At 72.9% G+C, this 24,444-nt stretch carries 22 protein-coding genes; 9 read left to right on the top strand and 13 right to left on the bottom strand.

Annotated features, from left to right (window positions below; all coding sequences use genetic code 11):
• Nucleotides 1-38 precede the first annotated feature (38 nt).
• From hpnD to AB0K17_RS05745, 9 genes are all read right to left on the bottom strand, one after another.
• Entirely contained in the window at nucleotides 39-977 is a 939-nt protein-coding gene (gene hpnD / locus AB0K17_RS05785) for a presqualene diphosphate synthase HpnD (protein WP_365982187.1), read from the bottom strand.
• An 8-nt stretch (nucleotides 978-985) separates the two neighbouring features.
• On the bottom strand, nucleotides 986-1,852 hold the full coding sequence (gene hpnC / locus AB0K17_RS05780) for a squalene synthase HpnC (RefSeq protein WP_365982241.1): 867 nt from the start codon (nucleotides 1,850-1,852) through the stop codon (nucleotides 986-988).
• A gap of 425 nt (nucleotides 1,853-2,277) precedes the next feature.
• Nucleotides 2,278-3,066 carry an ABC transporter ATP-binding protein gene (locus tag AB0K17_RS05775; protein ID WP_365966529.1) on the bottom strand — a complete coding sequence of 263 codons (789 nt, stop codon included), beginning with the start codon at nucleotides 3,064-3,066 and terminating at the stop codon, nucleotides 2,278-2,280.
• On the bottom strand, nucleotides 3,059-3,994 hold the full coding sequence (locus tag AB0K17_RS05770) for an ABC transporter permease (protein ID WP_365966528.1): 936 nt from the start codon (nucleotides 3,992-3,994) through the stop codon (nucleotides 3,059-3,061). Before AB0K17_RS05770 ends, AB0K17_RS05775 begins: the two co-directional genes overlap by 8 nt.
• Nucleotides 3,995-4,085: 91 nt before the next feature.
• The gene (locus tag AB0K17_RS05765; RefSeq protein WP_365966527.1) at nucleotides 4,086-4,988 is read right to left on the bottom strand and encodes a glycosyltransferase; all 903 of its coding nucleotides are present in this window, start codon (nucleotides 4,986-4,988) and stop codon (nucleotides 4,086-4,088) included.
• Between the two features lie 11 nt (nucleotides 4,989-4,999).
• Nucleotides 5,000-5,779 carry a CDP-alcohol phosphatidyltransferase family protein gene (locus AB0K17_RS05760; protein ID WP_365966526.1) on the bottom strand — a complete coding sequence of 260 codons (780 nt, stop codon included), beginning with the start codon at nucleotides 5,777-5,779 and terminating at the stop codon, nucleotides 5,000-5,002.
• Nucleotides 5,757-6,818, bottom strand: coding sequence for an iron-containing alcohol dehydrogenase family protein (locus AB0K17_RS05755; protein ID WP_365966525.1), 1,062 nt, complete (start codon nucleotides 6,816-6,818; stop codon nucleotides 5,757-5,759). Before AB0K17_RS05755 ends, AB0K17_RS05760 begins: the two co-directional genes overlap by 23 nt.
• Nucleotides 6,806-7,543 (bottom strand): phosphocholine cytidylyltransferase family protein, encoded by a 738-nt coding sequence (locus AB0K17_RS05750; protein WP_365966524.1) that lies wholly within the window; start codon nucleotides 7,541-7,543, stop codon nucleotides 6,806-6,808. Before AB0K17_RS05750 ends, AB0K17_RS05755 begins: the two co-directional genes overlap by 13 nt.
• Nucleotides 7,540-9,321 (bottom strand): DUF5941 domain-containing protein, encoded by a 1,782-nt coding sequence (locus tag AB0K17_RS05745; protein WP_365966556.1) that lies wholly within the window; start codon nucleotides 9,319-9,321, stop codon nucleotides 7,540-7,542. Before AB0K17_RS05745 ends, AB0K17_RS05750 begins: the two co-directional genes overlap by 4 nt.
• A gap of 274 nt (nucleotides 9,322-9,595) precedes the next feature.
• Here AB0K17_RS05745 and galE point away from each other — a divergent pair, with 274 nt between their 5' ends.
• The 3 genes from galE to idi all read left to right on the top strand — a co-directional run bounded on the left by galE (nucleotide 9,596) and on the right by idi (nucleotide 12,422).
• The gene (gene galE, locus AB0K17_RS05740; RefSeq protein ID WP_365966523.1) at nucleotides 9,596-10,582 is read left to right on the top strand and encodes a UDP-glucose 4-epimerase GalE; all 987 of its coding nucleotides are present in this window, start codon (nucleotides 9,596-9,598) and stop codon (nucleotides 10,580-10,582) included.
• Nucleotides 10,583-10,727: 145 nt separating this feature from the next.
• Nucleotides 10,728-11,675, top strand: coding sequence for a cation diffusion facilitator family transporter (locus AB0K17_RS05735; protein WP_365966522.1), 948 nt, complete (start codon nucleotides 10,728-10,730; stop codon nucleotides 11,673-11,675).
• Nucleotides 11,676-11,810: 135 nt separating this feature from the next.
• Nucleotides 11,811-12,422: an isopentenyl-diphosphate Delta-isomerase gene (idi, locus tag AB0K17_RS05730; RefSeq protein ID WP_365966521.1), complete on the top strand. Its 612-nt coding sequence runs from the start codon at nucleotides 11,811-11,813 to the stop codon at nucleotides 12,420-12,422.
• Here idi and AB0K17_RS05725 read toward each other — a convergent pair.
• On the bottom strand, nucleotides 12,397-12,909 hold the full coding sequence (locus AB0K17_RS05725) for an ATP-binding protein (RefSeq protein ID WP_365966555.1): 513 nt from the start codon (nucleotides 12,907-12,909) through the stop codon (nucleotides 12,397-12,399). The two genes, idi and AB0K17_RS05725, sit on opposite strands and share 26 nt — an antisense overlap.
• A gap of 205 nt (nucleotides 12,910-13,114) precedes the next feature.
• Here AB0K17_RS05725 and AB0K17_RS05720 point away from each other — a divergent pair, with 205 nt between their 5' ends.
• From AB0K17_RS05720 to AB0K17_RS05710, 3 genes are all read left to right on the top strand, one after another.
• On the top strand, nucleotides 13,115-13,867 hold the full coding sequence (locus AB0K17_RS05720) for an enoyl-CoA hydratase/isomerase family protein (protein ID WP_365966520.1): 753 nt from the start codon (nucleotides 13,115-13,117) through the stop codon (nucleotides 13,865-13,867).
• 87 nt (nucleotides 13,868-13,954) lie between these two features.
• Entirely contained in the window at nucleotides 13,955-14,809 is an 855-nt protein-coding gene (locus AB0K17_RS05715; RefSeq protein WP_365966519.1) for a hypothetical protein, read from the top strand.
• 120 nt (nucleotides 14,810-14,929) lie between these two features.
• Nucleotides 14,930-17,305: a Tex family protein gene (locus tag AB0K17_RS05710; protein WP_365966554.1), complete on the top strand. Its 2,376-nt coding sequence runs from the start codon at nucleotides 14,930-14,932 to the stop codon at nucleotides 17,303-17,305.
• Between the two features lie 73 nt (nucleotides 17,306-17,378).
• On the opposite strand, the gene AB0K17_RS05705 is transcribed toward AB0K17_RS05710, so the two are convergent.
• The gene (locus AB0K17_RS05705; RefSeq protein ID WP_365966518.1) at nucleotides 17,379-17,792 is read right to left on the bottom strand and encodes an SsgA family sporulation/cell division regulator; all 414 of its coding nucleotides are present in this window, start codon (nucleotides 17,790-17,792) and stop codon (nucleotides 17,379-17,381) included.
• A 420-nt stretch (nucleotides 17,793-18,212) separates the two neighbouring features.
• Between AB0K17_RS05705 and AB0K17_RS05700 the strand changes: the two genes are divergently transcribed.
• Nucleotides 18,213-19,352 (top strand): oxidoreductase, encoded by a 1,140-nt coding sequence (locus AB0K17_RS05700; protein WP_365982186.1) that lies wholly within the window; start codon nucleotides 18,213-18,215, stop codon nucleotides 19,350-19,352.
• A 13-nt stretch (nucleotides 19,353-19,365) separates the two neighbouring features.
• On the opposite strand, the gene AB0K17_RS05695 is transcribed toward AB0K17_RS05700, so the two are convergent.
• The gene (locus AB0K17_RS05695; RefSeq protein WP_365966517.1) at nucleotides 19,366-19,665 is read right to left on the bottom strand and encodes a YciI family protein; all 300 of its coding nucleotides are present in this window, start codon (nucleotides 19,663-19,665) and stop codon (nucleotides 19,366-19,368) included.
• 72 nt (nucleotides 19,666-19,737) lie between these two features.
• Between AB0K17_RS05695 and AB0K17_RS05690 the strand changes: the two genes are divergently transcribed.
• Nucleotides 19,738-20,448 (top strand): endonuclease V, encoded by a 711-nt coding sequence (locus AB0K17_RS05690; RefSeq protein WP_365966516.1) that lies wholly within the window; start codon nucleotides 19,738-19,740, stop codon nucleotides 20,446-20,448.
• Nucleotides 20,449-20,679: 231 nt separating this feature from the next.
• On the opposite strand, the gene AB0K17_RS05685 is transcribed toward AB0K17_RS05690, so the two are convergent.
• The gene (locus AB0K17_RS05685) at nucleotides 20,680-22,617 is read right to left on the bottom strand and encodes a Xaa-Pro dipeptidyl-peptidase (RefSeq protein ID WP_365982240.1); all 1,938 of its coding nucleotides are present in this window, start codon (nucleotides 22,615-22,617) and stop codon (nucleotides 20,680-20,682) included.
• A gap of 234 nt (nucleotides 22,618-22,851) precedes the next feature.
• Here AB0K17_RS05685 and AB0K17_RS05680 point away from each other — a divergent pair, with 234 nt between their 5' ends.
• The gene (locus AB0K17_RS05680; protein ID WP_365966514.1) at nucleotides 22,852-24,375 is read left to right on the top strand and encodes a M1 family metallopeptidase; all 1,524 of its coding nucleotides are present in this window, start codon (nucleotides 22,852-22,854) and stop codon (nucleotides 24,373-24,375) included.
• The last annotated feature ends 69 nt before the right edge of the window (nucleotides 24,376-24,444 follow it).

Here is a 24,444-nt window from a genome sequence, read left to right as displayed (position 1 = left end):
GAGGGTTGCACACCGCTCGCCGTCGCGGGGGCGGGTCATCAGGCGCGCCCCCTGGCGGTCTGCCGGTGGACGCTGCGGGCGTCGTACCCGGACAGCCCGCGCACGGCGACGAAGGCCTTCTCCCGGCCGGGCAGCGAGACGCGGCCGCGCAGCACGGCGCCGGGGTCCTCGGCGATGCGCTCCAGCAGGCGGCGGTAGATGCCGGCCATGGCGGCGACGCAGGCGCCGCTGCGCCGGTCGAGCATGGGCAGCAGCCGGGTGCCCTCGGCGAACAGCGCGCGGGCCCGGCGGACCTCGTGCTGCACCAGGCCGGTGAAGTCGGCTCCGGCCGGGGGCCGGGGGGAGGCGAAGCCGGCGGAGCAGCCGAACTTGGCGAGGTCCTCGGCGGGCAGGTAGGTGCGGCCGTTGGCGGCGTCCTCGCGCAGGTCGCGCAGGATGTTGGTGAGCTGCAGGGCCAGGCCCAGGGTGTCGGCGTACTCGGGTGCGCGGGCGGCGTCCCGGGCGCCGGGGACGGTGCCGAAGACGCCGAGGGACAGGCGGCCGATGGCGCCGGCCACGCAGCGGCAGTAGCCGGCGAGGTCGTCCCAGGTCTCGTAGGTCTGGCCGCGCACGTCCATCTGGACGCCGTCGATGAGCTCGTCGAGCCCGCCGATGGGGATGGGGAAGCGGCGCACGGCGTGGGCGAGCGCGACGGCCACCGGGTCGGTGTCGTCCTCGTCGACCTCGCCGGCGCGGATGCGCTCCAGCGTGGTGCGGGCGTCCTCCAGGCGCAGCCGCTTGGCCTCGGCGTCCAGGGGGCCGTCCCCGATGTCGTCGACGCGCCGGGAGAAGGCGTACAGGGCGGACATGGCCCGCCTCTTCGCGGCCGGCAGCAGCCGGATGCCGTAGCTGAAGTTGCCCGCCTGTTGCCCGGTGACGGCCTCGCAGTAGCTGTACGCGGCGAGTACCGGTGGCGACGCGTGCGGTGTTGCGGTCATGATCCCGCTCACCCCTCTCTTCGCAGTGTCGCCCCCACCGCGCGCAGCATGCTGAGCCTGGTGGGCTTGGGCGGTCCGGGGAGAACGTCGTGCCCCGCGGCGGCGACCGCACGGAGTGCGGCCCTCCCCCCGCCCACGAACCCCGCGAGCAACAGCTTGAGCCTGCCGTGGACGCTACCCACCAGGGGGGTGCCTTCATTCAGCAGGCGCCCGGCGCGTTCGGCCTCGAACGCGACCAGGGCACGCACTGATGCGCTGGCCGTGGGCCGGGCGAGGTCGGGCACGGCGACGCGGAAGCGGCGCAGGTCCTCGGCGGGCAGGTAGACGCGGTCGCGCCGCAGGTCCTCGGCGACGTCCTGGATGTGTTCGACGATCTGCAGGGCGGTGCAGACCGCGTCCGAGCGGCGGATCCGCTCGGGGCTTGTGGTGCCGGTGATGCCCAGGACCAGGCGGCCGACGGGGTTGGCGGACAGCTCGCAGTAGGCGAGCAGGTCCGCGTAGGTCTCGTAGCGGCGCACCCGCTGGTCCTGGCGGTTGGCCTCGATGAGGCCGAGGAAGGGCTCGGGGGTCAGGCCGCACCGGCGCACGGTCGGGCGCAGGCGCATCAGGAGGGGGTGGCGGGGGCCGGTGCCGCCGTGGTCGAAGACGCGGCGCAGGTCGGCCTCGAAGGCGTCCAGCATGGCGAGGCGGTCGTCGCTCTGCTCGCGGTCCAGGCCGAGCAGCTCGGCGTCGCGGCCGCCGGGGGCGAGATCGCCGTCGCCGATGTCGTCGACGAGGCGGGCGTAGCCGTAGACGGCCATGAGGTCCTGGCGCCAGGCGCGGGGCACGAAGAAGGGCGCCACGGGGAAGTTCTCGTGCGCGGCCTTGTCGAGCACGGCGCGCGCGTGCGCGTCCGTCCCGGCGGTCACTGCGGGCTGCCCGGACCGGGGACGGCGTACGCGCCTGTGACCTGGAGAGGCCCCGTAGCCAATGCCGCCATTGCCGTCACATCTCCCGTTCTACACTGCCGACCCAGAACATCCTATTTCGGACACGCCGCAGGGCGGGCCGCGCCCCCGGCCTCCCTCCGGGTCGCCCCCTGCGAAGCCGGCCGCAAAACGGCCGCAAAAGAGCAGGCTACAGCGTACGCCGTACAAACGTCCGACGCCCGCCGGGGTACGTGCTTGATCCATACAATGCCACGCGGCGCGCGAATCAACCCTGCCAATAAGCCAGTTGATCGTCACGGATGGGTCAAGGCCCCCGCCGGAGGGCTCCGGCGGGGGCCTTGTACGTCACATTCGTACGTCACATTCGGACGTCAGCGGGCCGTCTCCTTCTCGTAGGCCCGCACGACCTCGTCGGTCGGCCCGTCCATCAGCAGTTCCCCGCGCTCCAGCCACAGCACCCGGTCGCAGGTGTCCCGGATCGACTTGTTGTTGTGGCTGACGAGGAAGACCGTGCCGGCCTCCTTGCGCAGCTCCCGGATGCGCTCCTCGGAGCGCTTCTGGAAGGCCCGGTCGCCGGTGGCCAGCGCCTCGTCGATCATCAGCACGTCGTGGTCCTTGGCCGCGGCGATCGAAAAGCGCAGCCGCGCGGCCATGCCGGAGGAGTACGTGCGCATCGGGAGCGTGATGAAGTCGCCCTTCTCGTTGATCCCCGAGAAGTCGACGATGTCCTGATAGCGCTCCTTGATCTGCTCCCGGCTCATGCCCATCGCCAGGCCGCCGAGCATCACGTTCTTCTCGCCAGTCAGGTCGTTCATCAGGGCGGCGTTGACGCCCAGCAGGGAGGGCTGGCCGTCGGTGTAGACCTTGCCGCGCTCGGCGGGCAGCAGCCCGGCGATCGCCTTGAGCAGGGTCGACTTGCCGGAGCCGTTGGAGCCGATCAGGCCGATGGCCTGGCCCCGGTAGGCGGTGAAGCTCACGCCCTTGACGGCGTGCACCTCGCGCACGCCGGCGCTCGGCTGCCGGCGGATGATCCGGTTCAGGGCGGCCGTGGCACTGCCCCGGCCGGTGTTGCCGCCGTAGACGCGGTAGACGATGTGGACGTCGTCCGCGATCACGGTGGGGACGCGCTCGGCGCCCTGGGGGGTGATCTGCTCAGCCACGGCCGTACTTCTCCTCAGCCTTCCAGAAGTAGACGAAGCCGCCGACGCCGATCAGCACGGCCCAGCCGACCGCCAGCGCCCACACGTGCGGCGGCAGGTGCTTCGCCCCGTAGTCGTCGATCAGCGCGTAGCGCATCAGGTCGATGTAGACGGCCGCCGGGTTGGCCCCCAGCAGATCGATCACCCACTGGGACGCGTGGGTCCGCTTGAGGTTGTCGACCAGGCTGTACATCACGCCCGAGGCGTACATCCAGGTGCGCAGCAGGAACGGCAGCAGCTGGGCCAGGTCGGGGGTCTTGCTGCCCGCGCGGGCCAGGATCAGCGCCAGTCCGGTGTTGAAGAGGAACTGGAACGCCAGCACCGGAATGATCATCAGCCAGGCCATCGACGGCATGTGACCGCAGGAGACCAGGACGAGGGCCAGCACGATCATCGAGTACAGCAGCTGCTGGAGCTGCTGGAGCGCGAAGGAGATCGGCAGGGCCGCCCGGGGGAAGTGCAGGGCCCGGACCAGGCCCAGGTTGCCCGCGATCGCCCGGACGCCCGCCATCGCCGAGCTCTGGGTGAAGGTGAAGACGAACACACCGGTCACGAGGAACGGGACGTAGGTGTTCGTCGCCATCGCGCGCTTCTGGTCCATCATCACGCCGAAGATGAAGTAGTACACGACGGCGTTCAGCAGGGGCGTGGCCACCTGCCAGACCTGGCCCAGCTTGGCCTGGCTGTACTGAGCGGTCAGCTTCGCCCGGGAGAAGGCGGAGATGAAGTGGCGCCGCTCCCACAGCTGCCGTGTGTACTCGGCCAGGGACGGCCGGGCGCCGCTCACCGCGAGGCCGTACTTGCGGGCCAGCTCGGCGGCGGACAGTCCGTCGTCGGGTGACGACGGCACAGTCAGGGCGACCGCACTGTCGTGCGTTGTCTCGCTCACAGTTGACACTTTCGTCCTCAAGGCGCGCCCCCGGGGCCGGACCCCGGGGCGCGCCCCATGCTCTTCGACACGACTCTCGGATACGAGCTTGTCAGATCACGGGCGGTCGACCCAGTCGGGTCAGGCGCCACACGGTACGCCACTTCATGGGGCGCCGCGGCCCGCACGGGGTCGTCCACCCCTCGCGGAAGCCGCCCATCCACGCGCGCAGCGCGGGCAGGGAGGGCCGCCGGGCCAGGGTCAGCAGCAGCCAGACCCCCACGTACACGGGGACCAGGGGGGCGGGCAGGTTGCGGCGGGCCAGCCAGACGCGGTTGCGGGCCACCATGCGGTGGTAGACCGCGTGCCGGCTGGGGGCGGTCGTGGGGTGGTGCAGGACCATGTCGGACCGGTAGTCGATCATCCAGCCCGCGTCCAGGGCCCGCCAGGCCAGGTCGGTCTCCTCGTGGGCGTAGAAGAAGTCGTCCGGCAGCCCGCCGACCTCGGCGAAGACCCGGGTGCGCACCGCGTTGGCGCCACCCAGGAAGGTGGTCACCCGCGAGGAGCGCATCGGGTCCGCGGCGCGCAGGCGCGGCACGTGGCGGCGCTGGGTGACACCGGTGTCCGGGTCGGCGATGCGGAAGCTGATGATGCCGAGCCTGGGGTCGGCGGCGAAGGCCGCGCGGCACAGGTCGGCGGTGTCCTGCCGGGGCAGCAGGCCGTCGTCGTCCAGGAAGAGCAGGATGTCGACGTCGCGGCCGGCCGGGCCGAAGGCCTCGATGCCGGCGTTGCGGCCGGCGGGGATGCCCACGTTCTCCGGCAGCTCGACGGTGCGGATCGCAAGGCCCGCCACGTTCAGCTCCGGCAGCGGGCAGCCATTGCCGACCACCGCGACCTCGATCGCGTCGCCGCTCTGCTTGGCGACCGACTCCAGCAGCGCCCGCAGGTCGTCGGGGCGGTTGCCCATGGTCAGCACGACCGCGCCGACCTTCGCGTGCTTGCGTGCGTCACTCATCGCGCCCCCGCTCATCGCAGCCTGCTCGACGCCAGGACGGACACCAGGTGCAGCACCGTCTGCAGCAGGGCGATGCCGGCCAGGACGGCGGTGCCCAGACGGGTGAAGAACAGATCGCCCCTGACCGCGTCCATGATCGCCAGGAGCAGGATCAGCAAGGACGCCTCGATGCCGAGGATCAGGCGGTGGAACTTCAGCGCCGCGGCGGCCTTGCGGGCCAGCGCCATGCCGGAGGAGCGCGGCTCGGAGGCGGCCTCCTTGACGGGCGGCAGACCGGCCTGGTGGCGGGCGACACCGACGAGGTCGGTCTCGGCCTTGATCAGGACGGCGCCGAGCGCGGCGAGGGTGCCGAGGAAGGCCCACAGCCAGTCGATGCGGCCGCCGCCCCACAGGTCGGCGGCACGCAGGCCCAGGCCCACCAGGACGGCGGCGTCGCACAGGTAGGCGCCGACCCGGTCCAGGTAGACGCCGGAGTTCGAGTACTGCTTCTTCCAGCGGGCGATCTCGCCGTCGACGCAGTCCAGCAGCAGGTAGAGCTGCACCATGACCACGCCGAGCACGGCGCCGGCGATCCCCGGCACCAGCAGGGCCGGGGCCGCGAGCACGCCCGCGACGGTCATCAGATAGGTGAGCTGGTTGGGCGTGACCCTGGTGTTCACCAGATGGCGGTCGACCCGCAGCGAGATCTCCCGCATGTACAGGCGGCCCATCCAGTGCTCACCACTGCGCCGGTCCTTCACCCCCTCGGGGTGGACGACCGGGCGGAGTTCAGCGACTGACGGTTTGTGCATAGTCGGCGTACGCGTCCCTGATCTGGTCGGTGGAGAGGTCGAGGTGCTCCAGGATGGTGTACCTCCCGGGGCGGGTCCGCGGCGCGTAGTCGACGACCTCGACGAATTCCTCGTCGCTGAAGCCGATCTCGCCCGGCAGCACGGGCAGGCCGTGCCGGCGCAGGACCTCGACCATGAGCGCGGCCTCCTCGTGGGCGCCGCGCAGGTGCATCGCGAAGGCCGCCCCCAGGCCGCACTGCTCGCCGTGGGGGGCGGAGCGCTTGGGGTGCAGCAGGTCGAAGGCGTGGTTGATCTCGTGGCAGGCGCCGGAGGCCGGGCGGCTGTCGCCGGCGACGGACATCGAGATGCCGGTGAGCACCAGGCCTTCGGCCAGCACCTGCAGGAAGCCGTCGTCGCCGACGCCGCCGGGGTGGCGCAGCACGGCCTCGCCGGCCTGGCGGGCCATGGCGGCGGCCAGGCCGTCGATGTCCTCGCCGGTCTCGCGGTGGGAGAGCTCCCAGTCGGCGACGGCGGAGATGTTGGAGATCGCATCCCCGATGCCGGAGCGCACGTAGCGCACCGGGGCCCGGCGGATGACGTCGAGGTCGATGACGACGGCGATCGGGTTGGGCACGCCGTAGGAGCCGCGGCCCGCGTCGTTGTCGAGGGTGGCGACCGGCGAGCACAGCCCGTCGTGGGAGAGGTTGGTGGCGACCGCCACGAGCGGCAGGCCGATGCGGGCCGCGGCGTACTTGGCGCAGTCGATGATCTTGCCACCGCCGAGGCCCACGACGGCGTCGTAGTGCCCCTTCTTCATGCGGTCGCCGAGCCTGATGGCGTCGTCCAGGGTGCCGCCGCCCACCTCGTACCAGGAGGCGCCGGGCAGCGCCGGGGCCAGGCGCTCGCGCAGCTGGGCGCCGGAGCCCCCGCTGATGGCGATCGCCAGCTTGCCGGAGCTGGAGATGCGCTGGTCGTGCAGGAGACCGGCGAGGTTCTCCAGCGCTCCGGGGCGGATGTCGACGACGACCGGCGAGGGGATGAGCCTCGTCAGTACTGGCACGCGATCTCCCGGCCCTTGGCGAGGTCGTCGTGGTTGTCGATCTCGACCCACCGCACGTCGCCGATGGGGGCCACGTCCACCTGGAAGCCGCGCTCGACGAGCTCCTGGTAGCCGTCCTCGTAGTACAGGTCGGGGTCGCGCTCGAAGGTGGCCTTGAGCGCGTCGGCCAGCTCGGCCGCGGCGTCGGCCTCGATGAGGGTGACGCCGATGTACTCGCCGGTGGCGTCGCCGGGCTCCATCAGCTTGGTGATCTTCTGGACGCCCTTGTCGGCGTCCACGACGACCTTCATCTCCTCGTCGGCGAGGTTCTTCACCGTGTCGAGGGCGAGGATGATCTTCTTGCCGTCGCCGCGGGCGGCCAGCAGCGTCTTCTCGACGGAGACCGGGTGGACGGTGTCGCCGTTGGCGAGGATCACACCGCGGGTCAGGACGTCACGCGCGCACCACAGGGAGTAGGCGTTGTTCCACTCCTCGGCCTTGTCGTTGTCGATCAGCGTCAGCTTCAGCCCGTAGGTGGCCTCCAGGGCCTCCTTGCGGGCGTAGACGGCCTCCTTGCGGTAGCCGACGACGATGGCGACCTCGGTCAGACCGACCTCCGCGAAGTTGCCCAGGGTCAGGTCGAGAACGGTGGTCTCACCGTCGACCGGCACCAGCGCCTTGGGCAGGGTGTCGGTGTAGGGACGCAGGCGCCGTCCGGCGCCGGCGGCCAGCACGAGGCCGATCATGCGGGTTCTCCTGTTTCGTCGTGGACTGCGGGCGCCCCGGCGGACACCCAGAACCGGATGCTCTCGAAGAGCACCAGGAGCGCGATGCCGGCCGCCAGGGCCGTCAGCGCCACGGTGAAGCCCTGGCCGTGCCAGAGGGCGGCGGCGATGGTCACCGCCACAGCGCGTCCCTCGTGCCCGCCGGTGGCGCGGACGAGCCACGGCGGGGGGGCACCGGTGCCACCGCGGATGCGGTAGACCGTGTCGTAGTGATGGTAGGCGACCGCGGCGACCAGCCCGAACGCCGCGGGCAGGGCCCCGGGGGCGTCGGAGCGGGCCGCCAGACCGAGGACGAGCCCGTACTCGGCGGCCCGCAGGATCGGCGGGACCAGCCAGTCCAGCGGGCCCTTCAGGGAGCGGTGGACGGCCATGGCCGAGACCACGGCGTACAGCCCGGCCTCCTCGACCGCCCGCCAGGTGCCGGCGGTGCCCAGCACCAGCGGGCCGACCAGGAGGACGAACGCGGCCAGCACGGCCAGCGCCGGTGCGGCGTAGGCCTTGCCGGGCGCCTTGCGGGCCGGCAGCAGCGTGAGCAGGAGCGAGTCGGTCAGCTCCCCCAGCGCCCGCGCGGCCCGGTCGGTGCGGCGGGCCTTGCGCGTGAGCGAGCGCAGGACGCGGCCCGCGGTCGTGTAGCAGGCGGCGAACGCACAGCCGATGAGCAGCACGACGAAGACGGTGCGGGGGGTGGTGAGCGCGGTGAGCACCGCTATCAGGGCCCAGCGCTCCCCGATGGGCAGCACGATCATGCGGCGGACCCAGACCGTCCAGCCGACGCTGTCGAGCCGGTCGGACAGGGCGGCGGTCGGGCTGGTGTTCGCCGTCGCGTCGTGGTTGGCCTCGTTGAAGGCGAAGTCCACGACGTGCCGGCAGGTCTGCAGCACCATCGCGCCCAGGGCCAGCGCCCAGACGTCGTCGCCGCCGCGGGCGGCGCCGAGTGCGAGGCCCGCGTAGTACGCGTACTCCTTGGCGCGGTCGAAGGTGGCGTCCAGCCAGGCGCCGAGCGTGGAGTACTGCAGCGAGTAGCGGGCCAGCTGGCCGTCGGTGCAGTCGAGCACGAACGAGGCGATCAGCAGGGCGCCGGCGGCGACGAAGCCGGCGCGGGTGCCGGTGGCCGCACAGCCGGCGGCGATCAGCGCCGTCAGCAGGGAGGCGGTCGTCACCTGGTTGGGGGTCAGACCGCGGCGGGCGCACCAGCGCGCGATGTAGCGCGAGTACGGGCTGATGAAGAAGGTGGTGAAGAAGCCGTCGCGGGACTTCACGGCGCTGCGCAGCCGCACGGCCTCGTCGTCGACGGCCGCGGTGGCCGCGTGGGCCTTGGCCCGGGCCTCCTCGTCCGCGGGCACCTCGGCGACGAGCACGCCGAGCTCCGGGCGGTGCACCGCGACGTCGGCGGCCTCCAGCCGGGCGGCGAGGAGGTCGGGCAGTGCTTCGCCGGGCGCCGGCGCGGCCGGCGCCAGGGCCTCGGTCAGTGCGGTCCGTGCCTCGGCCTGGACCGCGAGCGCGCCCGGCACGGCGCCCGCGGGGAAGCGGGGGTCGGTCAGGGCGAGGCGCAGGGCGTGGACGTGGCCGGTGAAGCGGGGGTCGACCACGGCGACGCGGTCGGCGGCCGGGACGGCGGCGAGCTCCACGGCGGTAGCGGCGGCTCCGGCCGCCGTACGCACGCTGAAGCCCAGCGACCGCAGGTCGTCCTCGACGGAGGACCCGGCGGGCGGCGTACCGGTGAGGATGGCGGTCGGCAGACGAACTCACTCCTTGCAGCTGACGTGGCCACCCCGACAGGCCGCGGGCGTCGCGGCGCGGTGGCCGGGGGTGCGGCGCGCGGGGCCCCGGCTGCGGGGCGGCGTACGGCACGTCGGCAGAGGCTATCGGATCAACGGAAGCCGCCGTTCACCGCACGTGCACCCAGCGGTCCCGTCGCTGACAGGACGCCCGCCGGGCGCCGGCGGTTCCCACGGACGGAGGATCCCCGGGAGGAAACGTTTCCCGTCAGTCGGCTGGATTAGGGTGCGGCATATGACGTGGCTGATCACAGGCGGAGCGGGATACATCGGGGCGCACGTGGCCCGGGCGATGACGGAGGCCGGGGAGCGGGTGGCGGTCCTGGACGACCTGTCCACGGGCACGGCCGACCGACTGCCCGAGACCGTTCCCCTGGTGCGCGGCTCGGTCCTGGACCGGGAGCTGCTCGACCGCACGTTCGCGAAGCTGGGCATCACCGGGGTGGTGCACCTCGCGGCGAAGAAGCAGGTCGGGGAGTCGGTCGAGAAGCCGCTGCTGTACTACCGGCAGAACCTGCACGGGCTGACCGTGCTGCTGGAGGCGGTGGTGGCGGCCGGGATCCGCAGCTTCGTCTTCTCCTCCTCCGCGGCCGTCTACGGCACGCCGGACACCGACCTGGTCACCGAGGCCACGCCCTGCCTGCCGATCAACCCGTACGGCGAGACCAAGCTGGCCGGCGAGTGGCTGGTGCGGGCGACGGGTGCCGCGCACGGGATCTCCACCGCCTGCCTGCGGTACTTCAACGTGGCGGGCGCGGCGCGGCCGGAACTGGCCGACACCGGCATCTTCAACATCATCCCGATGATGTTCGACCGGATCACCCGCGGGGAGCGGCCCCGGATCTTCGGTGACGACTACGACACGCCCGACGGCACCTGCGTGCGGGACTACATCCACATCGAGGACCTGGCGACCGCCCACCTCGCCGCGGCCCGCCACCTGCAGCAGCGCCCCGGCGCGGGCGACCTGACGCTGAACGTCGGCACGGGCCGGGGCGTCTCGGTGCGGGAGATGGCGGATCTGATCGCGGACGTCACCGGCAGCACCGCTCTGGCGCCGCTCACCGAGCCGCGCCGACCGGGTGATCCGGCGCGTGTCGTGGCATCGAACGAGCTGATCGCCAAGGAGCTCGGCTGGAGCGCCCGGCACGACCTTCGCAGCATGGTCGTCTCGGCCTGGGAGGGCTGGTGCCTGCACCACCCCGAGGCGCATCGTCGCTGATCACCCGCTTGCGGCATCGCCGCAGGTCAGAGGCAATGACAACGGTGTTCAGTGCCGCGTTGCCAATACCCCCCACCCGTAGTTCACTGGGCTCGGCCGGCGACCGCCGGCCGCGTCGCGGTACGGCCACGGAAGGCGGGTTTTCATGGGAGCGGGGCACGATCACGGTCACTCGCACGGGGGACCCCCGCCCGGGGCGAGCGGCACCGCTGCCGCCGCCTACAAGGGGCGGCTGCGCATGGCGCTGGGCATCACCCTGGCCGTGCTGCTGACCTACGCCGTCGGCAGTGCGCTCACCGGTTCGCTGGCGCTGTTCGCCGAGGCCGGGCACATGGCGACCGACGCCATCGGCGTGTCCATGGCGCTGCTGGCCATCCACTTCGCCGGCCGGCCGCCCTCCCCCCGGCGCACCTACGGCTACGCCCGGGCCGAGATCCTCGCGGCGCTGCTGAACTGCCTGCTGCTGCTGGGCGTGGGCGGCTTCATCCTCTACGAGGCCGTCCAACGGCTGACCAGTCCGATCGAGGTGCCGGGCGGGCAGACGGTGGTGTTCGGCCTGGTCGGCATCGTGGCCAACGGGATCTCGCTGGCCCTGCTGATGCGCGGGCAGAAGGAGAGCCTCAACGTCCGCGGGGCGTTCCTGGAGGTCCTCTCGGACGCGCTCGGCTCGCTGGCCGTGGTGATCTCCGCGCTGGTGATCATGACCACCGGGTGGACGCAGGCGGACCCCATCGCCTCGCTGCTGATCGGCCTGATGATCGTGCCGCGCACGGTGAAGCTGCTGCGCGAGGCGCTGGACGTGCTGCTGGAGGCCGCGCCCAAGGACGTGGACATGGAGGAGGTCCGGGCGCACATCATGGCGCTGCCGGGCGTGGAGGACCTGCACGACCTGCATGTGTGGACCATCACCTCGGGCATGCCGGTGCTCTCGGCGCACGTGGTGGTCGACCCGGCCGCGCTGGACTCGGCCGGCCACGAGAAGATGCTGCACGACCTGCAGGGCTGTCTGGGTGAGCACTTCGCGGTGGAGCACTGCACCTTCCAGCTGGAGCCCAGCGGCCACGCCGAGCACGAGGCGAGGCTGTGCCACTGAGCGCCCGGCGCCCGCCCCCGGACCGTGCCCGGGTCCGGAGGGCGGCGAAGGGTGCCGGTCAGGACTCATCCGGCCGTGCCGTGGGCATCTCGTACGGCAGACTGGAGGGTCGACGACCGGAAACGAGGATGGTCAATGCCGATCACATCAGCCACGGGCCGCTCCGCCGACTCGGCGCAGCCCCCCGCCGCCGACGACACCGCTGAACCCATCATGCTGGAGCTGGTCGACGAGAACGGCAGAACGGTCGGCACGGCCGAGAAGCTCTCCGCCCACGTCGCCCCGGGCCGGCTGCACCGCGCCTTCTCGGTGTTCCTCTTCGACGACGAGGGCCGGCTGCTGCTGCAGCGCCGCGCGCTGGAGAAGTACCACTCCCCCGGTGTCTGGTCGAACACCTGCTGCGGCCACCCCTACCCCGGCGAGCTGCCCTTCGTGGCCGCCGCCCGGCGCACCGGCGAGGAGCTGGGGCTCGCGCCGGAGCTGATGCGCGAGGCGGGCACGGTGCGCTACAACCACCCGGACCCGGCGTCGGGCCTGGTGGAGCAGGAGTACAACCACCTGTTCGTGGGACGGGTGGGCCAGCGGCCGCAGCCGGATCCGGCGGAGATCGCGGAGACGGCCTTCGTGACCCCGGCGGAGCTCGACGAACTGCGCGGGCGCCATCCGTTCTCCGCGTGGTTCATGACGGTGCTCGACGCCGCCCGGCCGGCGATCCGCGAGGTCACCGGGGCCGGCGCCGGCTGGTAGCCGGCGGGCGCAGCGGCAGGGCGGCCCAGACCACCTTGCCGCCGCCCGGCGTGTGCTCGACGTCGCACAGGCCGCCCGCCTCCTCGACGGTCGCCTGCACCAGCAGCAGGCCGCGCCCTCCGGTGCGCGGCTCGTCGTCGGGGCAGGCGGCGACCGGCCGCGGCCGGTAGGGGTGGCTGTCCTCGACGGCCACCCGGACCCACTCCGGGCCCAGGGAGACCTCGACGGCCACCTCGGGGGTCAGCAGCGCCGCGTGCTGCACGGCGTTGGTGACCAGCTCGGAGACGATCAGCAGCAGCCCGTACAGCAGGTCCTCGCGCAGGGGGACGCCCCGGCTCTGGATCAGGTCGCGCACCGCGCGTCTGGTGCGGGGCACCGAGCTGTCGAGTGCGGGGGCGAGATAGCGCCATGTGCCGTCGTACTCGGCCGGCTTCCGGGGCGGAGGCGCCTGCCCCGGCTCGGACGGGACGCTCCCGAGGCTCTCCATGTCCGATACCAACCCCTCGCCCTGGCTCGACAGCACAGCCATGAGTGTGGGAACCCCCGGGTGACCTGCGGCGAGCTGCTCGGAAGTCACCGTCTTTTCGGCGGCTTTTGACCGGGTGGTTATGCCGGAGTCACGCCACCGACTGTTCCTGGCGACCCCGTTCGGCGTTCCCTGCCCGGTTCCGGCCCCGGCTACCATCCGGCGCATGGAGCCCGCACTGCACCTGGACATCGACGGCCCCACGGCCACCATCCGCATCGCGCACCCCGCCAAGCGGAACGCCATGACCACCGACATGTGGCGCGACCTGCCGCGGCTCCTTCAGCGGTGCGCCACGGACGCGGCCGTACGGGTACTGGTGCTGACCGGCGAGGGCGGGACCTTCTGCGCGGGGGCGGACATCTCCTCGCTCACGGCCGACGGCGGCACGCTCTCCCGGGACCTGGCGGTCGCCGCCGAGGAGGCCCTCGCGGCCTTCCCCAAGCCGACGATCGCCGCGGTGCGCGGCCACTGCGTAGGCGGTGGCTGCCAGCTCGCCGCCGCCTGCGACCTGCGGTTCGCCGCCGAGGACGCCCTGTTCGGCGTCACCCCGGCCCGGCTGGGTCTGGTCTACCCGGCCTCCTCCACCCGCCGCCTGGTGGAGCTCGTCGGCCCGGCCACCGCCAAGTACCTGCTGTTCTCGGCCGAACTGATCGACGCCGAACGGGCGCTGCGCTGCGGCCTGGCCGACGAGGTGTGGCCGGCGCAGGGGCTGCAGGAGCGGGTGGCGCAGTTCGCGCGTGTGCTCGCGGCGCGCTCGCAGCTGACCCAGGCCGCGGCCAAGGAGTTCGCGGCGGGCCCGGTGGAGGCCGATCGCGTCGCACACTGGGCGCAGCGGGAACGCGGCAGCGGTGAGCCCACGGAGGGCGTGAGCGCCTTCCTCGACCGCCGTGCACCGCGCTTCACATGGACGGTCTGACGGGGCGTCGGCCCGTACGTTCGATGTGATCTTCATTGCGCTCTCCGCCCTTCCCGCTGTACCAACCAGTAGGTACAGTCACGGGACATGACATCTCTTCCCGACGGCGCCGTGCGGCGCTGCGCGATGCTGGTCAACCCCTTCCACTCGGCGCACTACTTCGCCCCCGAGACCCGGCAGGAGCTCACCGCGCTCGGTCTGAAGGACCAGGGCGTCTACTTCGCCGGCCGCTCCGCCGCCTTCGGCCGGGTCGGCGCCGGCGTGGTGACGGCGTCGTTCCACAACTTCAAGCCGGAGCTGGTGGCCCGGTACGTGCCCGCGGTGTGGGAGGTCACCTCCCCGCAGGACGTACTGGACGCGCGGCTGCGGGCCGTCGACGCCCTGCTGCGCCGGCTGCTGGGCGAGGACGCCCTGGCCTCCGCCGAGCTGGCCGAGGCCGCCACCCTCGCGCTGCGCGCGACCGAGGGCTGCCGGCCGGAGGGCCGGGCGCTGTACGCGGCCCTGGCCGAGCTGCCCGTGCCAACCGAGCCGCACCTGGCCTACTGGCACGCCACCACGCTGCTGCGCGAGCACCGCGGCGACGGCCACATCGCCGTCCTCCTCGGGGCCGGGCTCGACCCCGTCGAGGCGCTGGTCGCCCACGCCGCCACCGGCAAGGGCATGTCCGAGAAGTGGAACCGCGATCTGCGCGGCTGGAGCGCCGAGGAGCTGGAGGCCGGCCGGCAGCGGCTGCGCGAGCGCGGCCTGATGGACGAGGGCGGCGCGCTGACGGAGGCCGGCGCCGCGCTGCGCGAGGAGCTGGAGCAGCGGACCGACGAGCTGGACCGCGGCCCCTACGAGCACCTGGGCGCGGCCGGCACCGCGCGCCTGACCGAGCTGGCCCACCGCTTCACCACCACCGTTGTCGAGGCCGGAGCCTTCCCGGCGGACCTGCGCGGCTGACCCGGAGCCTGTGACCCCGCGCGGCGACGCCGCGCCGCCGCGCACCACGGCACCTGCCACAATGCAGATCACGACACGGGGCACCGCCCGTAGGACACCCGGAGAAAGCAGAGCGTGATCGTGACGACGCCGATGTCCATCGAAGGCAGGATCGCCGAGGAGCTCGGCGTACGGGAAGCGCAGGTGCGAGCCGCCGTCGACCTGCTCGACGGCGGCTCCACCGTGCCGTTCGTCGCCCGCTACCGCAAGGAGGCGACCGGGGCGCTCGACGACGCACAGCTGCGCACCCTCGAGGAGCGCCTGCGCTACCTGCGGGAGCTGGAGGAGCGGCGCACGGCCGTCCTGGAGTCCGTCCGCTCCCAGGGCAAGCTGGACGCGGAGCTGGAGGCGCGCATCCGCGCCGCCGACTCCAAGGCCCGGCTGGAGGACATCTACCTGCCCTTCAAGCCCAAGCGGCGCACCAAGGCGCAGATCGCCCGGGAGGCGGGTCTGGAGCCGCTCGCCGAGGGGCTACTGGCCGACCCCGGCGTGGAGCCGCTGGCGGCGGCCGCCGCCTTCGTCTCGGCCGACAAGGGCGTCGCGGACGCCGCGGCGGCCCTGGAGGGGGCCCGGGCCATCCTCACCGAGCGGTTCGCCGAGGACGCGGACCTCATCGGCGAGCTGCGCGAGCGGATGTGGGGACGCGGCCGGCTGGCGGCGAAGGTCCGCGACGGCAAGGAGGAGGCGGGCGCGAAGTTCGCCGACTACTTCGACTTCGCCGAGCCCTTCACCGCCCTGCCCTCGCACCGGGTGCTGGCCATGCTGCGCGGCGAGAAGGAGGAGGTCCTCGACCTCACCCTGGAGCCGGAGCCCGCCGACGAGCGCACCGAGGGGCCGGGACCGTACGAGCAGATGATCGCCCGCCGCTTCGGCATCGCCGACCGGGGCCGGCCCGCGGACAAGTGGCTCGGCGACACGGTGCGCTGGGCCTGGCGCACGCGTGTGCTCGTCCACCTCGGCATCGACCTGCGGCTGCGGCTGCGGCAGGCCGCCGAGGACGAGGCCGTGCGCGTCTTCGCCGCCAACCTGCGCGACCTGCTGCTGGCCGCCCCCGCCGGCACGCGCGCCACGATGGGCCTGGACCCCGGCTTCCGCACGGGGGTGAAGGTCGCCGTCGTCGACGCCACCGGCAAGGTCGCCGCGACCGAGACCGTCTACCCGCACGTGCCGCAGAACAAGTGGGACGCCTCGCTGGCCACCCTCGCCCGCCTGGCGCGCGAGCACGGCGTGGAGCTCGTCGCCATCGGCAACGGCACGGCCTCGCGGGAGACGGACAAGCTCGCCGCGGACCTGATCGCCCGTCATCCGGAGCTGAAGCTGACGAAGGTGATGGTCTCCGAGGCCGGCGCCTCGGTGTACTCCGCCTCCGCCTTCGCCTCCCAGGAACTGCCCGGCCTCGACGTCTCGCTGCGCGGTGCCGTCTCCATCGCCCGCCGGCTGCAGGACCCGCTCGCCGAACTGGTCAAGATCGACCCCAAGTCCATCGGCGTCGGGCAGTACCAGCACGACCTGTCCGAGGTGAAGCTGTCCCGCTCGCTGGACGCGGTGGTCGAGGACTGCGTCAACGGCGTCGGTGTCGACGTCAACACCGCCTCGGCGCCGCTACTCTCCCGCGTCTCGGGCATCGGCTCCGGCCTCGCCGAGAACATCGTCGCCCACCGGGACGCCAACGGCCCCTTCCGTTCCCGCAGGGCGCTCAAGGACGTGCCCCGACTCGGCCCCAAGGCGTACGAGCTGTGCGCGGGCTTCCTGCGCATCCGCGGGGGCGACGACCCCCTGGACGCCTCCAGCGTCCACCCCGAGGCGTACCCCGTGGTGCGCAAGATGGTGAAGGCCACCGGCGGTGACGTCGCCTCCCTCGTGGGCAACACGGCCGTGCTGCGCTCGCTGCGGCCCGAGGACTTCGTCGACGACACCTTCGGCCTGCCGACGGTCTCCGACATCCTGCGCGAGCTGGAGAAGCCGGGCCGCGACCCGCGGCCGGCCTTCCGCACGGCCACGTTCAAGGACGGCGTCGAGAAGATCGGCGACCTGGCGGCGGGCATGGTGCTCGAAGGCGTCGTGACGAACGTGGCCGCGTTCGGGGCCTTCGTGGACATCGGCGTCCACCAGGACGGGCTCGTGCACGTCTCGGCGATGTCCAAGACGTTCGTGAAGGACCCGCGGGACGTGGTCAAGCCCGGCGACATCGTGCGGGTGAAGGTGCTGGACGTCGACATTCCGCGCAAGCGCATCTCCCTGACCCTCCGGCTGGACGACGAGGCGACGCGCGAGCGGGGCGAGCGCGGCGAGCGGAGCGACCGCCGTGACCGGGGCGAGCGCGGTGAACGTGCGGAGCGCGGTGAGCGCTCCGAGCGACGGGCACCGCGGCAGCGCCGGCCCGAGCCGAAGACCGCCGCGGCGCCGCCGGCGAGCGGCGCCATGGCGGACGCCCTGCGTCGCGCCGGCCTGCTGTAGCGACAGCCTCCCCGGGGCCGCGGCCCCGGGGCTGTGTCCCCCGGGGCCCTCTCGCGCACCCGGCCTGCTGCGGTCAGGCCTCCCGCAGCAGGTCGGCGAGGTCGCCCTCCACGTCCAGGTGGCCGGCCTCGCCGCCCGCCGGCACCTGGGCGTAGGTGTGGGCGAGGAAGGAGCGCAGCTCCGGGGTGTCTATCTGCACCATCGCCACGCCCTCCGGCGCGTGGAACTCCAGCACCGTGCGGTGCGGGCCGCACGGCCACACCCGTACGTCACCGCCGCCCGCCGACCTCAGCAGGCCGCGGGCCAGCAGGTCGCGGGCGAAGGTCCACTGGACCTCGGCGCCGTCGAGGGAGGCCACCGGCGGGAAGGCGACGCGCACCGCGAAGGGGTCGGAACGCTCGTAGCACAGCCGCGCGGGAACCGTCCGGGACGGCGGGGCCGATGCGATGATCCGTGCCTGGACAGGCTGTTCGATGACAGTGGACAACGCCAGCTCCCTTGCGTGGTTTCCCTGGTGGTGCGCTTCCCGTGCCGCTGGGATTTCTGGGGCTTCCCTCTTCCCCGCATGGTGAGACGAGTGAACGATCGTGGTCGTGCACCGGACTCCTCCGTGAGTTGCGTCACGGACCTTGAGAGGCAAGACATTTACCTGTCAGTTCCGTCAATCGCCACGGAGCGGTAGGCCCATGAGCATTTCCCGGCCACTGCCGGGGGCGGGGCGTCAGGGGCATCTCGGTCATGCCTGCCACGTTAGGGGCCGGGACCGGCCCGGCGGATCGCCCGTGCGGCCACCGGCTCATGGCCGAAAGGATGAAAGTCCGATGGCCCCGGCGGCCCTCGACGAAGCCTCGGAGAGACTTTCGAATGGCCTGCCGGACCCGTCCGTCCTCCGTTAGCCTCCCCGCCCATGAGACGGATGGGGAAGTCCATACGAGCCGTACGAGCCATACGAGCCGCACGCGCAGCCGCCGCCACAGTCCTGGGAGCGGCGCTCCTCCTCGCGGGGAACGCGCCGGTGGGCGCGGCCGTCACGCCCGCCACCGCACCCGCCGCCGCGGACGCCGCGAACCCGGCCTGGCAGGAGCGGCCCACCGGCAGCGACGCCCGCTTCCGCGGCCTGGCGGCGGTCGGCCGCACCACCGCGTGGCTGGCCGGCAGCAAGGGCACGGTCCTGCTCACCCGGGACGGCGGCAGCACCTGGCGCAACGTTTCCCCGCCCAGTGCCGGTGCGCTGGAGTTCCGTGACGTGACGGCCTTCGACGCGCGGCACGCGGTGGTGCTGGCGATCGGCGAGGGCGAGGCGTCGCGCATCCTGCGCACGGACGACGCCGGCGCGACCTGGAAGGAGTCCTTCCGCAACCCCGACCCCAAGGCGTTCTACGACTGCCTGACCTTCTTCGACCACCGCCACGGCATCGCGCTCGGCGACCCGGTGGACGGCAGGTTCCGCGTTCTGGCCACGCGGGACGGCGGACGCAGCTGGCGGACGCAGCCCGCGGCGGGCATGCCCGCCGCGCTGCCGGGCGAGGCGGCCTTCGCCGCCAGCGGCCAGTGCGTGGTGAGTTCGGGCCCGCGCGACGCCTGGATCGCCACCGGGGGCGGGGCCGCCTCCCGGGTGCTGCACTCCGCGGACCGGGGCCGTACCTGGCACGCCGCCCAGGCGCCGCTGCCGGCGGGCGACGCGGCCCGCGGCGTCTTCGCCCTCGCCTTCCGCGACCGTACTCATGGGCTGGCCGTCGGCGGGGACTACCGTCCGGGGCAGCCCTCGCCACACGCGGCCGCCGTCACCGGCGACCGCGGGGCGAGCTGGACGGGCGCGCAGCGGCCGCCGGCCGGCTACCGCTCGGGCGTGGCCTGGCTGCCCGGCAGCCGCACCACCGCCGTGGCCGTGGGCCCGGCCGGCAGCGACGTCACCACGGACGGCGGGCGCACCTGGCGCGGCTTCGACACCGGCTCGTACGACACCGTCGACTGCGTCCCGGGCGGCTGCTGGGCGGCCGGCGAGAAGGGGCGGGCCGCCCTCCTCGTACCGCGGCGGGGGCGGTGAGCCGGCGCGGGCTTCAGGAGGGCAGTTCCTGGCGGTAGGCCTCCAGCGCCGGCGCGGTCTTGGTCGGGATGAACTCGGTGATGGTGTACTCGCACACGCCCGCCACCGTGAAGGGGTCGCTGCGCGTGATCTCCTCGATCTTGGCGCGGTCGTCGCCGAGCGCCAGGATGACACCGCCGTCGCGGGGCACCTTGCGGCCGGAGGCGATGAACACCCCGGAGGCGTAGTGCGCCTCCAACCAGGCGACGTGCTCGGGCAGGGCGGCGTCGATGCGCTCGATGGGCGCGATGTAGGTCAGTTCAAGTACGAACATGATCGACAGGCTACGCCCCGGCTCCGCCCCGCCCGACACCACGCCACGCCCGTCCCGTAGCGTGGACGGATCATGAGCGACGCACCGGCGAACACCCTGTACCCGCTGCCCGAGGGCTGGCCCTCGACGGAGGCCGAGGCGACCGCCGTCCAGAACGAGCTGCGCGGGCGGGTGGTCCTGGACGAGCCCGGACCGCCGCCCGGCGCCCCGCTGGTGGTCGCCGGCGTGGACGTGGCCTACGACGACGAACGCGACCTGGTCGCGGCCGCCGCCGTCCTGCTGGACGCCCGCACGCTCCAGGTCCTGGAGGAGGCGACGGCCGTCGGCCGCGTCTCCTTCCCCTACGTCCCGGGCCTGCTGGCGTTCCGTGAGGTGCCCACCGTCCTCGACGCCCTCGGGCGGCTGAGCGCCGAGCCCGACCTGGTGGTCTGCGACGGCTACGGGATCGCCCATCCCCGCCGCTTCGGGCTGGCCAGTCATCTCGGCGTGCTGACGGGCCTGCCCACCATCGGCGTGGCGAAGAACCCGTTCGTCTTCCGCCACGAGCCGCCCGGCCCGCGCCGCGGGGACGCCGCGCCCCTGCTGGACGGCATGGACGAGGTGGGCCGGGCGCTGCGCACGCAGGCGGACGTCAAGCCCGTCTTCGTCTCCGTCGGCCACCGGGTGACGCTGGACCGCGCGTGCGAGCACACGCTGCGGCTGGCGCCCCGTTACCGGCTGCCGGAGACCACGCGCGCGGCGGACGGCCTGTGCCGCGCGGCGCTGCGCCGCGCGGCCGGCTAGGACGTGTCCGGCGGATCTTCGTCGCGGGGCACCACGGCGCCCCGTAGGGGCGCGGGGCGGTGTCGATCAGCGGCTGCGCCGCGTGGGCGCGATCAACCGGCGACGGCCCGCACCTGACACGCCACCCCGGGGCCCGGACAATCTGCGGGCACGTCGTGGCTTGTCGCGCCCACGCGGCGGCAGCCGCAGATCGGACACTGCCCCGCGCCCCTTACGGGGCACGGTACGGGCTCAGGGCAGGTGCGGCGGGACCGCCGGGCGCAGACCGGGCAGCAGGCCGCCCGTGTCCGCCGACGGCCCGCCGGGGCCGCGGGTGGCGCGGGCGAAGGCCGCGTAGCCGCCCACGAACGGCAGCGTGGCCGAGGAGCGGGCCAGGTCGACGGTGACGTGCGGGGTGGTGGAGGCGGGCTCGATCAGGCCGGCGTCGGTGCCGGCGACGATCAGGGCGAGCCGGTGGCCCGCGGGCACGACGTGGTCGGTGGCGGCCAGGTCCAGGGTGATGTCGTAGGGTCGGCCGGGGGTCACGGGCCGGCCGTGGCGCCTGCTCGCCCAGTGGTCGAGGTCGGCCCAGCCGCGGCTGAGGACGGTGTGGCCCACCTGGGCAGTGCGTGCCGCGGTCTTCCGGAAGCAGCCGGTGTCGCCGGTGGTGCCGCTGCCCCAGCAGGTGCGCTCGGGCAGGGTGGTGATGCCCTCGCCGGTGTCGCCGTAGTCACGGATGGTGGCGGGGCCCATGTCGACGAGCACGGCCGACAGATGGGCGGAGGACGTGGAGGCGGTGACCGTCAGCCGGACCGTCGAGGAGCCCGACAGCCGCAGGTCGCGGGCGAGCGGTCCGGTGACGAAGCCCGTCTTCGCCGGGGTGGTCTCGTCGACGTGCGCGGCCCAGTCGCTCTCGCTCAGGGCGGGGTCGTCGGTGAAGGCCTCGGTGGCGCCGGCCGGGGCGGGCGCGAGGCCGAGGGTGCCGACGCCCGGCCGGGGGCCGGGTGCGGGGCGCAGGGTGGTGCCGAGGGTGCCGGCGGGCGGCCATGCGGTGTCGGTCGTCCACTGGTCGGGGGCGCGCTCGATGTCGGCGGCCGGTTCGCGCTCGATGCCGTTGTCGTAGCCGAGGAGGTAGTGGTCGAACCAGCGGTGCAGGGTGCTCACCCAGGCCTCGCGGCGGAAGTCGAACGGGTCGACGTGCCCGGTCTGCGACAGCCACACCTTGCGTTCGATGCCGTGGGCGGCCAGCGCGTCCCACCACTGGCCGAGGTGCTTGGTGCGCACGTTGAGGTCCTGCATGCCGTGGACGGCGAAGACGCTGGCGCGGACGTTGCCGGCGTCCTTGACGTAGTCGCGTTCGGTCCACAATGCGGTCCAGTCGCCGTTGCGCGGGGCATTGCGGACGAGTTCGTCCTGCACGGCCTTGCAGCGGGAGCGTGCCTGCGGGCTCTCGACGAGGGCGGCGAGGCCGTCGGGGCCGCTGCCGAAGAGGGCGGCGCCCTTGGCGAAGTAGTAGTCGTACCAGGAGCTGATGCCGCCGATGGGCACGATGGTGCGCAGGCCCTCGACGCCGGTGGCGGCGACGCCGTTGGCGATCGTGCCGTCGTAGCTCTTGCCGATCATTCCCACGTCGCCGGTGGCCCAGTCGGCCGTCACCGCGGTGGCCGACGTGCGGGTGGCGTAGCCGCGGGCCCGGCCGTTCAGCCAGTCGACCACGGATTTCGCGGACTGCACGTCGAGGCGGCCGCCGACGTCCGTGCAGCCGTCGGAGCGGTTGGTTCCGGCGAGGTCGACCAGGACGACGGCGTAGCCGCGCGGCACGAAGTAGTTGTCGTAGTACAGCGGGAACTGCACGGGCCGGCCCTGGGCGTCGTAGGTCTTCTTCTGGCTCTCGTTGCCGCGCCCGCAGCAGGCGTAGTAGGGGCTGGCGTCCATGATGACGGGCACCTTGTCGCCGGCCTCGGCGGGTTCGCGGGGCCGGATGACGTCGGCGGCGACCCGGTCGGTGCGGCCGTCGCCGTCGCCGTCGAGCCCGGTGTCCACCCACACGGTCTCGCGCACGGCACGGTCGTAGGAGTAGACGGGTCTGCTCTCGTCCGGTGGCCCGGCGGTGGGCGCCGCCTGGGCCGCGGCGGCCGGCAGCAGAACGGCCAGCACGGTGAGCAGGACCGTGGTCAGCGGCGTGCGCATGGAGGAACGGACGGGAGGCGCGGGGGAGTTGTTCGCACGTATCAGCACGGGCGGAAGGTAGCGCGGTCAACTGCGGTGCAGAAGAGGCGCTGCAGGCATCGCGAGGTGGCCGGTACCCCTCGCATGTCCACTGCGTGTCGATCAGATGTCAGTACGCGGCATGGACATACCCAAAGCGGTGATGAGTACATAGGCTGCGAGTGATCTTTCGCCCCCTACGAGTTGGAGTGACTCGTGCGTCACAGACTCATCGTTCCCAGTGCGGCCGCGGCCCTGATGCTGCTGGCGGTCCCGGCCTCGGCGGCCGACGCCACGCCGGGTGCTCCGGGTGCCGGGGACTCCTACTACCCGACCTCCGGGAACGGCGGTTACGACGTCTCCCACTACGACCTGCGCCTGAAGTACCAGCCGGCGACGGACCGGTTGGAGGGCACCGCCACCCTGACGGCCACCACGACGCAGGCGCTGTCCCGCTTCAACCTGGACTTCGCGCTGAAGGTCAGCGAGGTCCTCGTCAACGGCCGCCCGAGCGCGTTCACCAAGACGGGCGACCACGAGCTGGAGATCACCCCGGCCGCGCCGCTGCCGGAGGGCAAGCAGATCACCGTGGTGGTCCGCTACAGCGACATCCCCTCGCAGGTGAAGGTCGGCGGCTACTCGGCCTGGCAGCGCACGCCGGACGGGGCCGTGGTGGCCAACGAGCCGGAGTCGGCCGCCTGGTGGTTCCCGAGCAACGACCACCCGCGGGACAAGGCCACCTACGACATCTCCGTCGCGGTGCCCGACGGCCTGCAGACCGTCAGCAACGGCGAGCTGAAGTCGCAGTCCTCCAAGCTCGGCTGGACGCGCTACAACTGGCGCGCCACCAAGCCTCAGGCGACCTACCTGACCACGCTCGCGATCGGCAAGTTCGACATCGTCACCGACAGGACGGCGAACGGCCTGCCGGTCCTCAACGCCTACAGCAAGGACCTGGGCGACAACTACGATTCGGCCAAGGCGAGCATCGAGCGCACCTCCGAGGTCATCGACTGGGAGTCCACGGTCTTCGGGCCGTACCCCTTCAACGCCATCGGCGGCTACGTCCCCAACGTCAAGACGGGCTACGCGCTGGAGACCCAGACCCGGCCGTACTACAGCCCGTCCAGCTTCTCCAACGGCGCCAACGTCTCGGTGGTCGTCCACGAGCTGGCCCACCAGTGGTTCGGCGACAACGTCTCGGTGAAGAACTGGCGCGACATCTGGGTGAACGAGGGCTTCGCCACGTACGCCCAGTGGCTGTGGTCGGCCAAGGAGGGCGAGGGCACGACCCAGGAGCTCGCCGACTACGCCTACGCCAGCGTGCCGGCGGACAACCCCTTCTGGAAGGTCAAGCCGGGTGACCCGGGCCCGGACAACCAGTTCCACGGTGCGGTCTACCAGCGCGGCGCGATCGCGCTGCAGGCCCTGCGGAACAAGGTCGGCGACACGGCCTTCTTCAAGATCCTCAAGGGCTGGCAGGCGGACCACACGTTCGGCAACGGCTCCGTGCAGGACTTCGTGAAGCACGCCGAGAAGGTCTCCGGCAAGCCGCTGCAGAAGCTGTTCGACGTCTGGCTGTTCACCGACTCCAAGCCGAGTGCGGCCGTCGCGGCCGAGTACGGCATCGGCAAGCCGGCCGCCGGCGGCCGGTCCCTGGCGGCCGGCAAGGCCGCGAAGCCGGCGGAGCCCAAGTCCTGGAAGAAGATCCAGCAGGCGCTCGACAGCCACCGTCACTGATACACCGCGTGCCGCAGGGCCCGTCGCCACCAGGCGGCGGGCCCTGTCCCGTGCCGGCGGGCGGGCTTT

Source organism: Streptomyces sp. NPDC049585 (assembly GCF_040675615.1).
GTDB classification, from domain to species: domain Bacteria; phylum Actinomycetota; class Actinomycetes; order Streptomycetales; family Streptomycetaceae; genus Streptomyces; species Streptomyces luteosporeus.
This window is presented reverse-complemented; position numbering and strand designations above follow the sequence as displayed.

Bases quoted from the DNA above. Each gene is read 5' to 3' on its own strand.
- hpnD (WP_365982187.1), bottom strand. From the start codon at position 977: ATGACCGCAACACCGCACGCGTCGCCACCGGTACTCGCCGCGTACAGC.
- AB0K17_RS05765 (WP_365966527.1), bottom strand. From the start codon at position 4,988: ATGAGTGACGCACGCAAGCACGCGAAGGTCGGCGCGGTCGTGCTGACC.
- AB0K17_RS05760 (WP_365966526.1), bottom strand. From the start codon at position 5,779: ATGCACAAACCGTCAGTCGCTGAACTCCGCCCGGTCGTCCACCCCGAG.
- AB0K17_RS05750 (WP_365966524.1), bottom strand. From the start codon at position 7,543: ATGATCGGCCTCGTGCTGGCCGCCGGCGCCGGACGGCGCCTGCGTCCC.
- galE (WP_365966523.1), top strand. From the start codon at position 9,596: ATGACGTGGCTGATCACAGGCGGAGCGGGATACATCGGGGCGCACGTG.
- AB0K17_RS05735 (WP_365966522.1), top strand. From the start codon at position 10,728: ATGGGAGCGGGGCACGATCACGGTCACTCGCACGGGGGACCCCCGCCC.
- idi (WP_365966521.1), top strand. From the start codon at position 11,811: ATGCCGATCACATCAGCCACGGGCCGCTCCGCCGACTCGGCGCAGCCC.
- AB0K17_RS05725 (WP_365966555.1), bottom strand. From the start codon at position 12,909: ATGGAGAGCCTCGGGAGCGTCCCGTCCGAGCCGGGGCAGGCGCCTCCG.
- AB0K17_RS05720 (WP_365966520.1), top strand. From the start codon at position 13,115: ATGGAGCCCGCACTGCACCTGGACATCGACGGCCCCACGGCCACCATC.
- AB0K17_RS05715 (WP_365966519.1), top strand. From the start codon at position 13,955: ATGACATCTCTTCCCGACGGCGCCGTGCGGCGCTGCGCGATGCTGGTC.
- AB0K17_RS05700 (WP_365982186.1), top strand. From the start codon at position 18,213: ATGAGACGGATGGGGAAGTCCATACGAGCCGTACGAGCCATACGAGCC.
- AB0K17_RS05695 (WP_365966517.1), bottom strand. From the start codon at position 19,665: ATGTTCGTACTTGAACTGACCTACATCGCGCCCATCGAGCGCATCGAC.
- AB0K17_RS05690 (WP_365966516.1), top strand. From the start codon at position 19,738: ATGAGCGACGCACCGGCGAACACCCTGTACCCGCTGCCCGAGGGCTGG.
- AB0K17_RS05685 (WP_365982240.1), bottom strand. From the start codon at position 22,617: ATGCGCACGCCGCTGACCACGGTCCTGCTCACCGTGCTGGCCGTTCTG.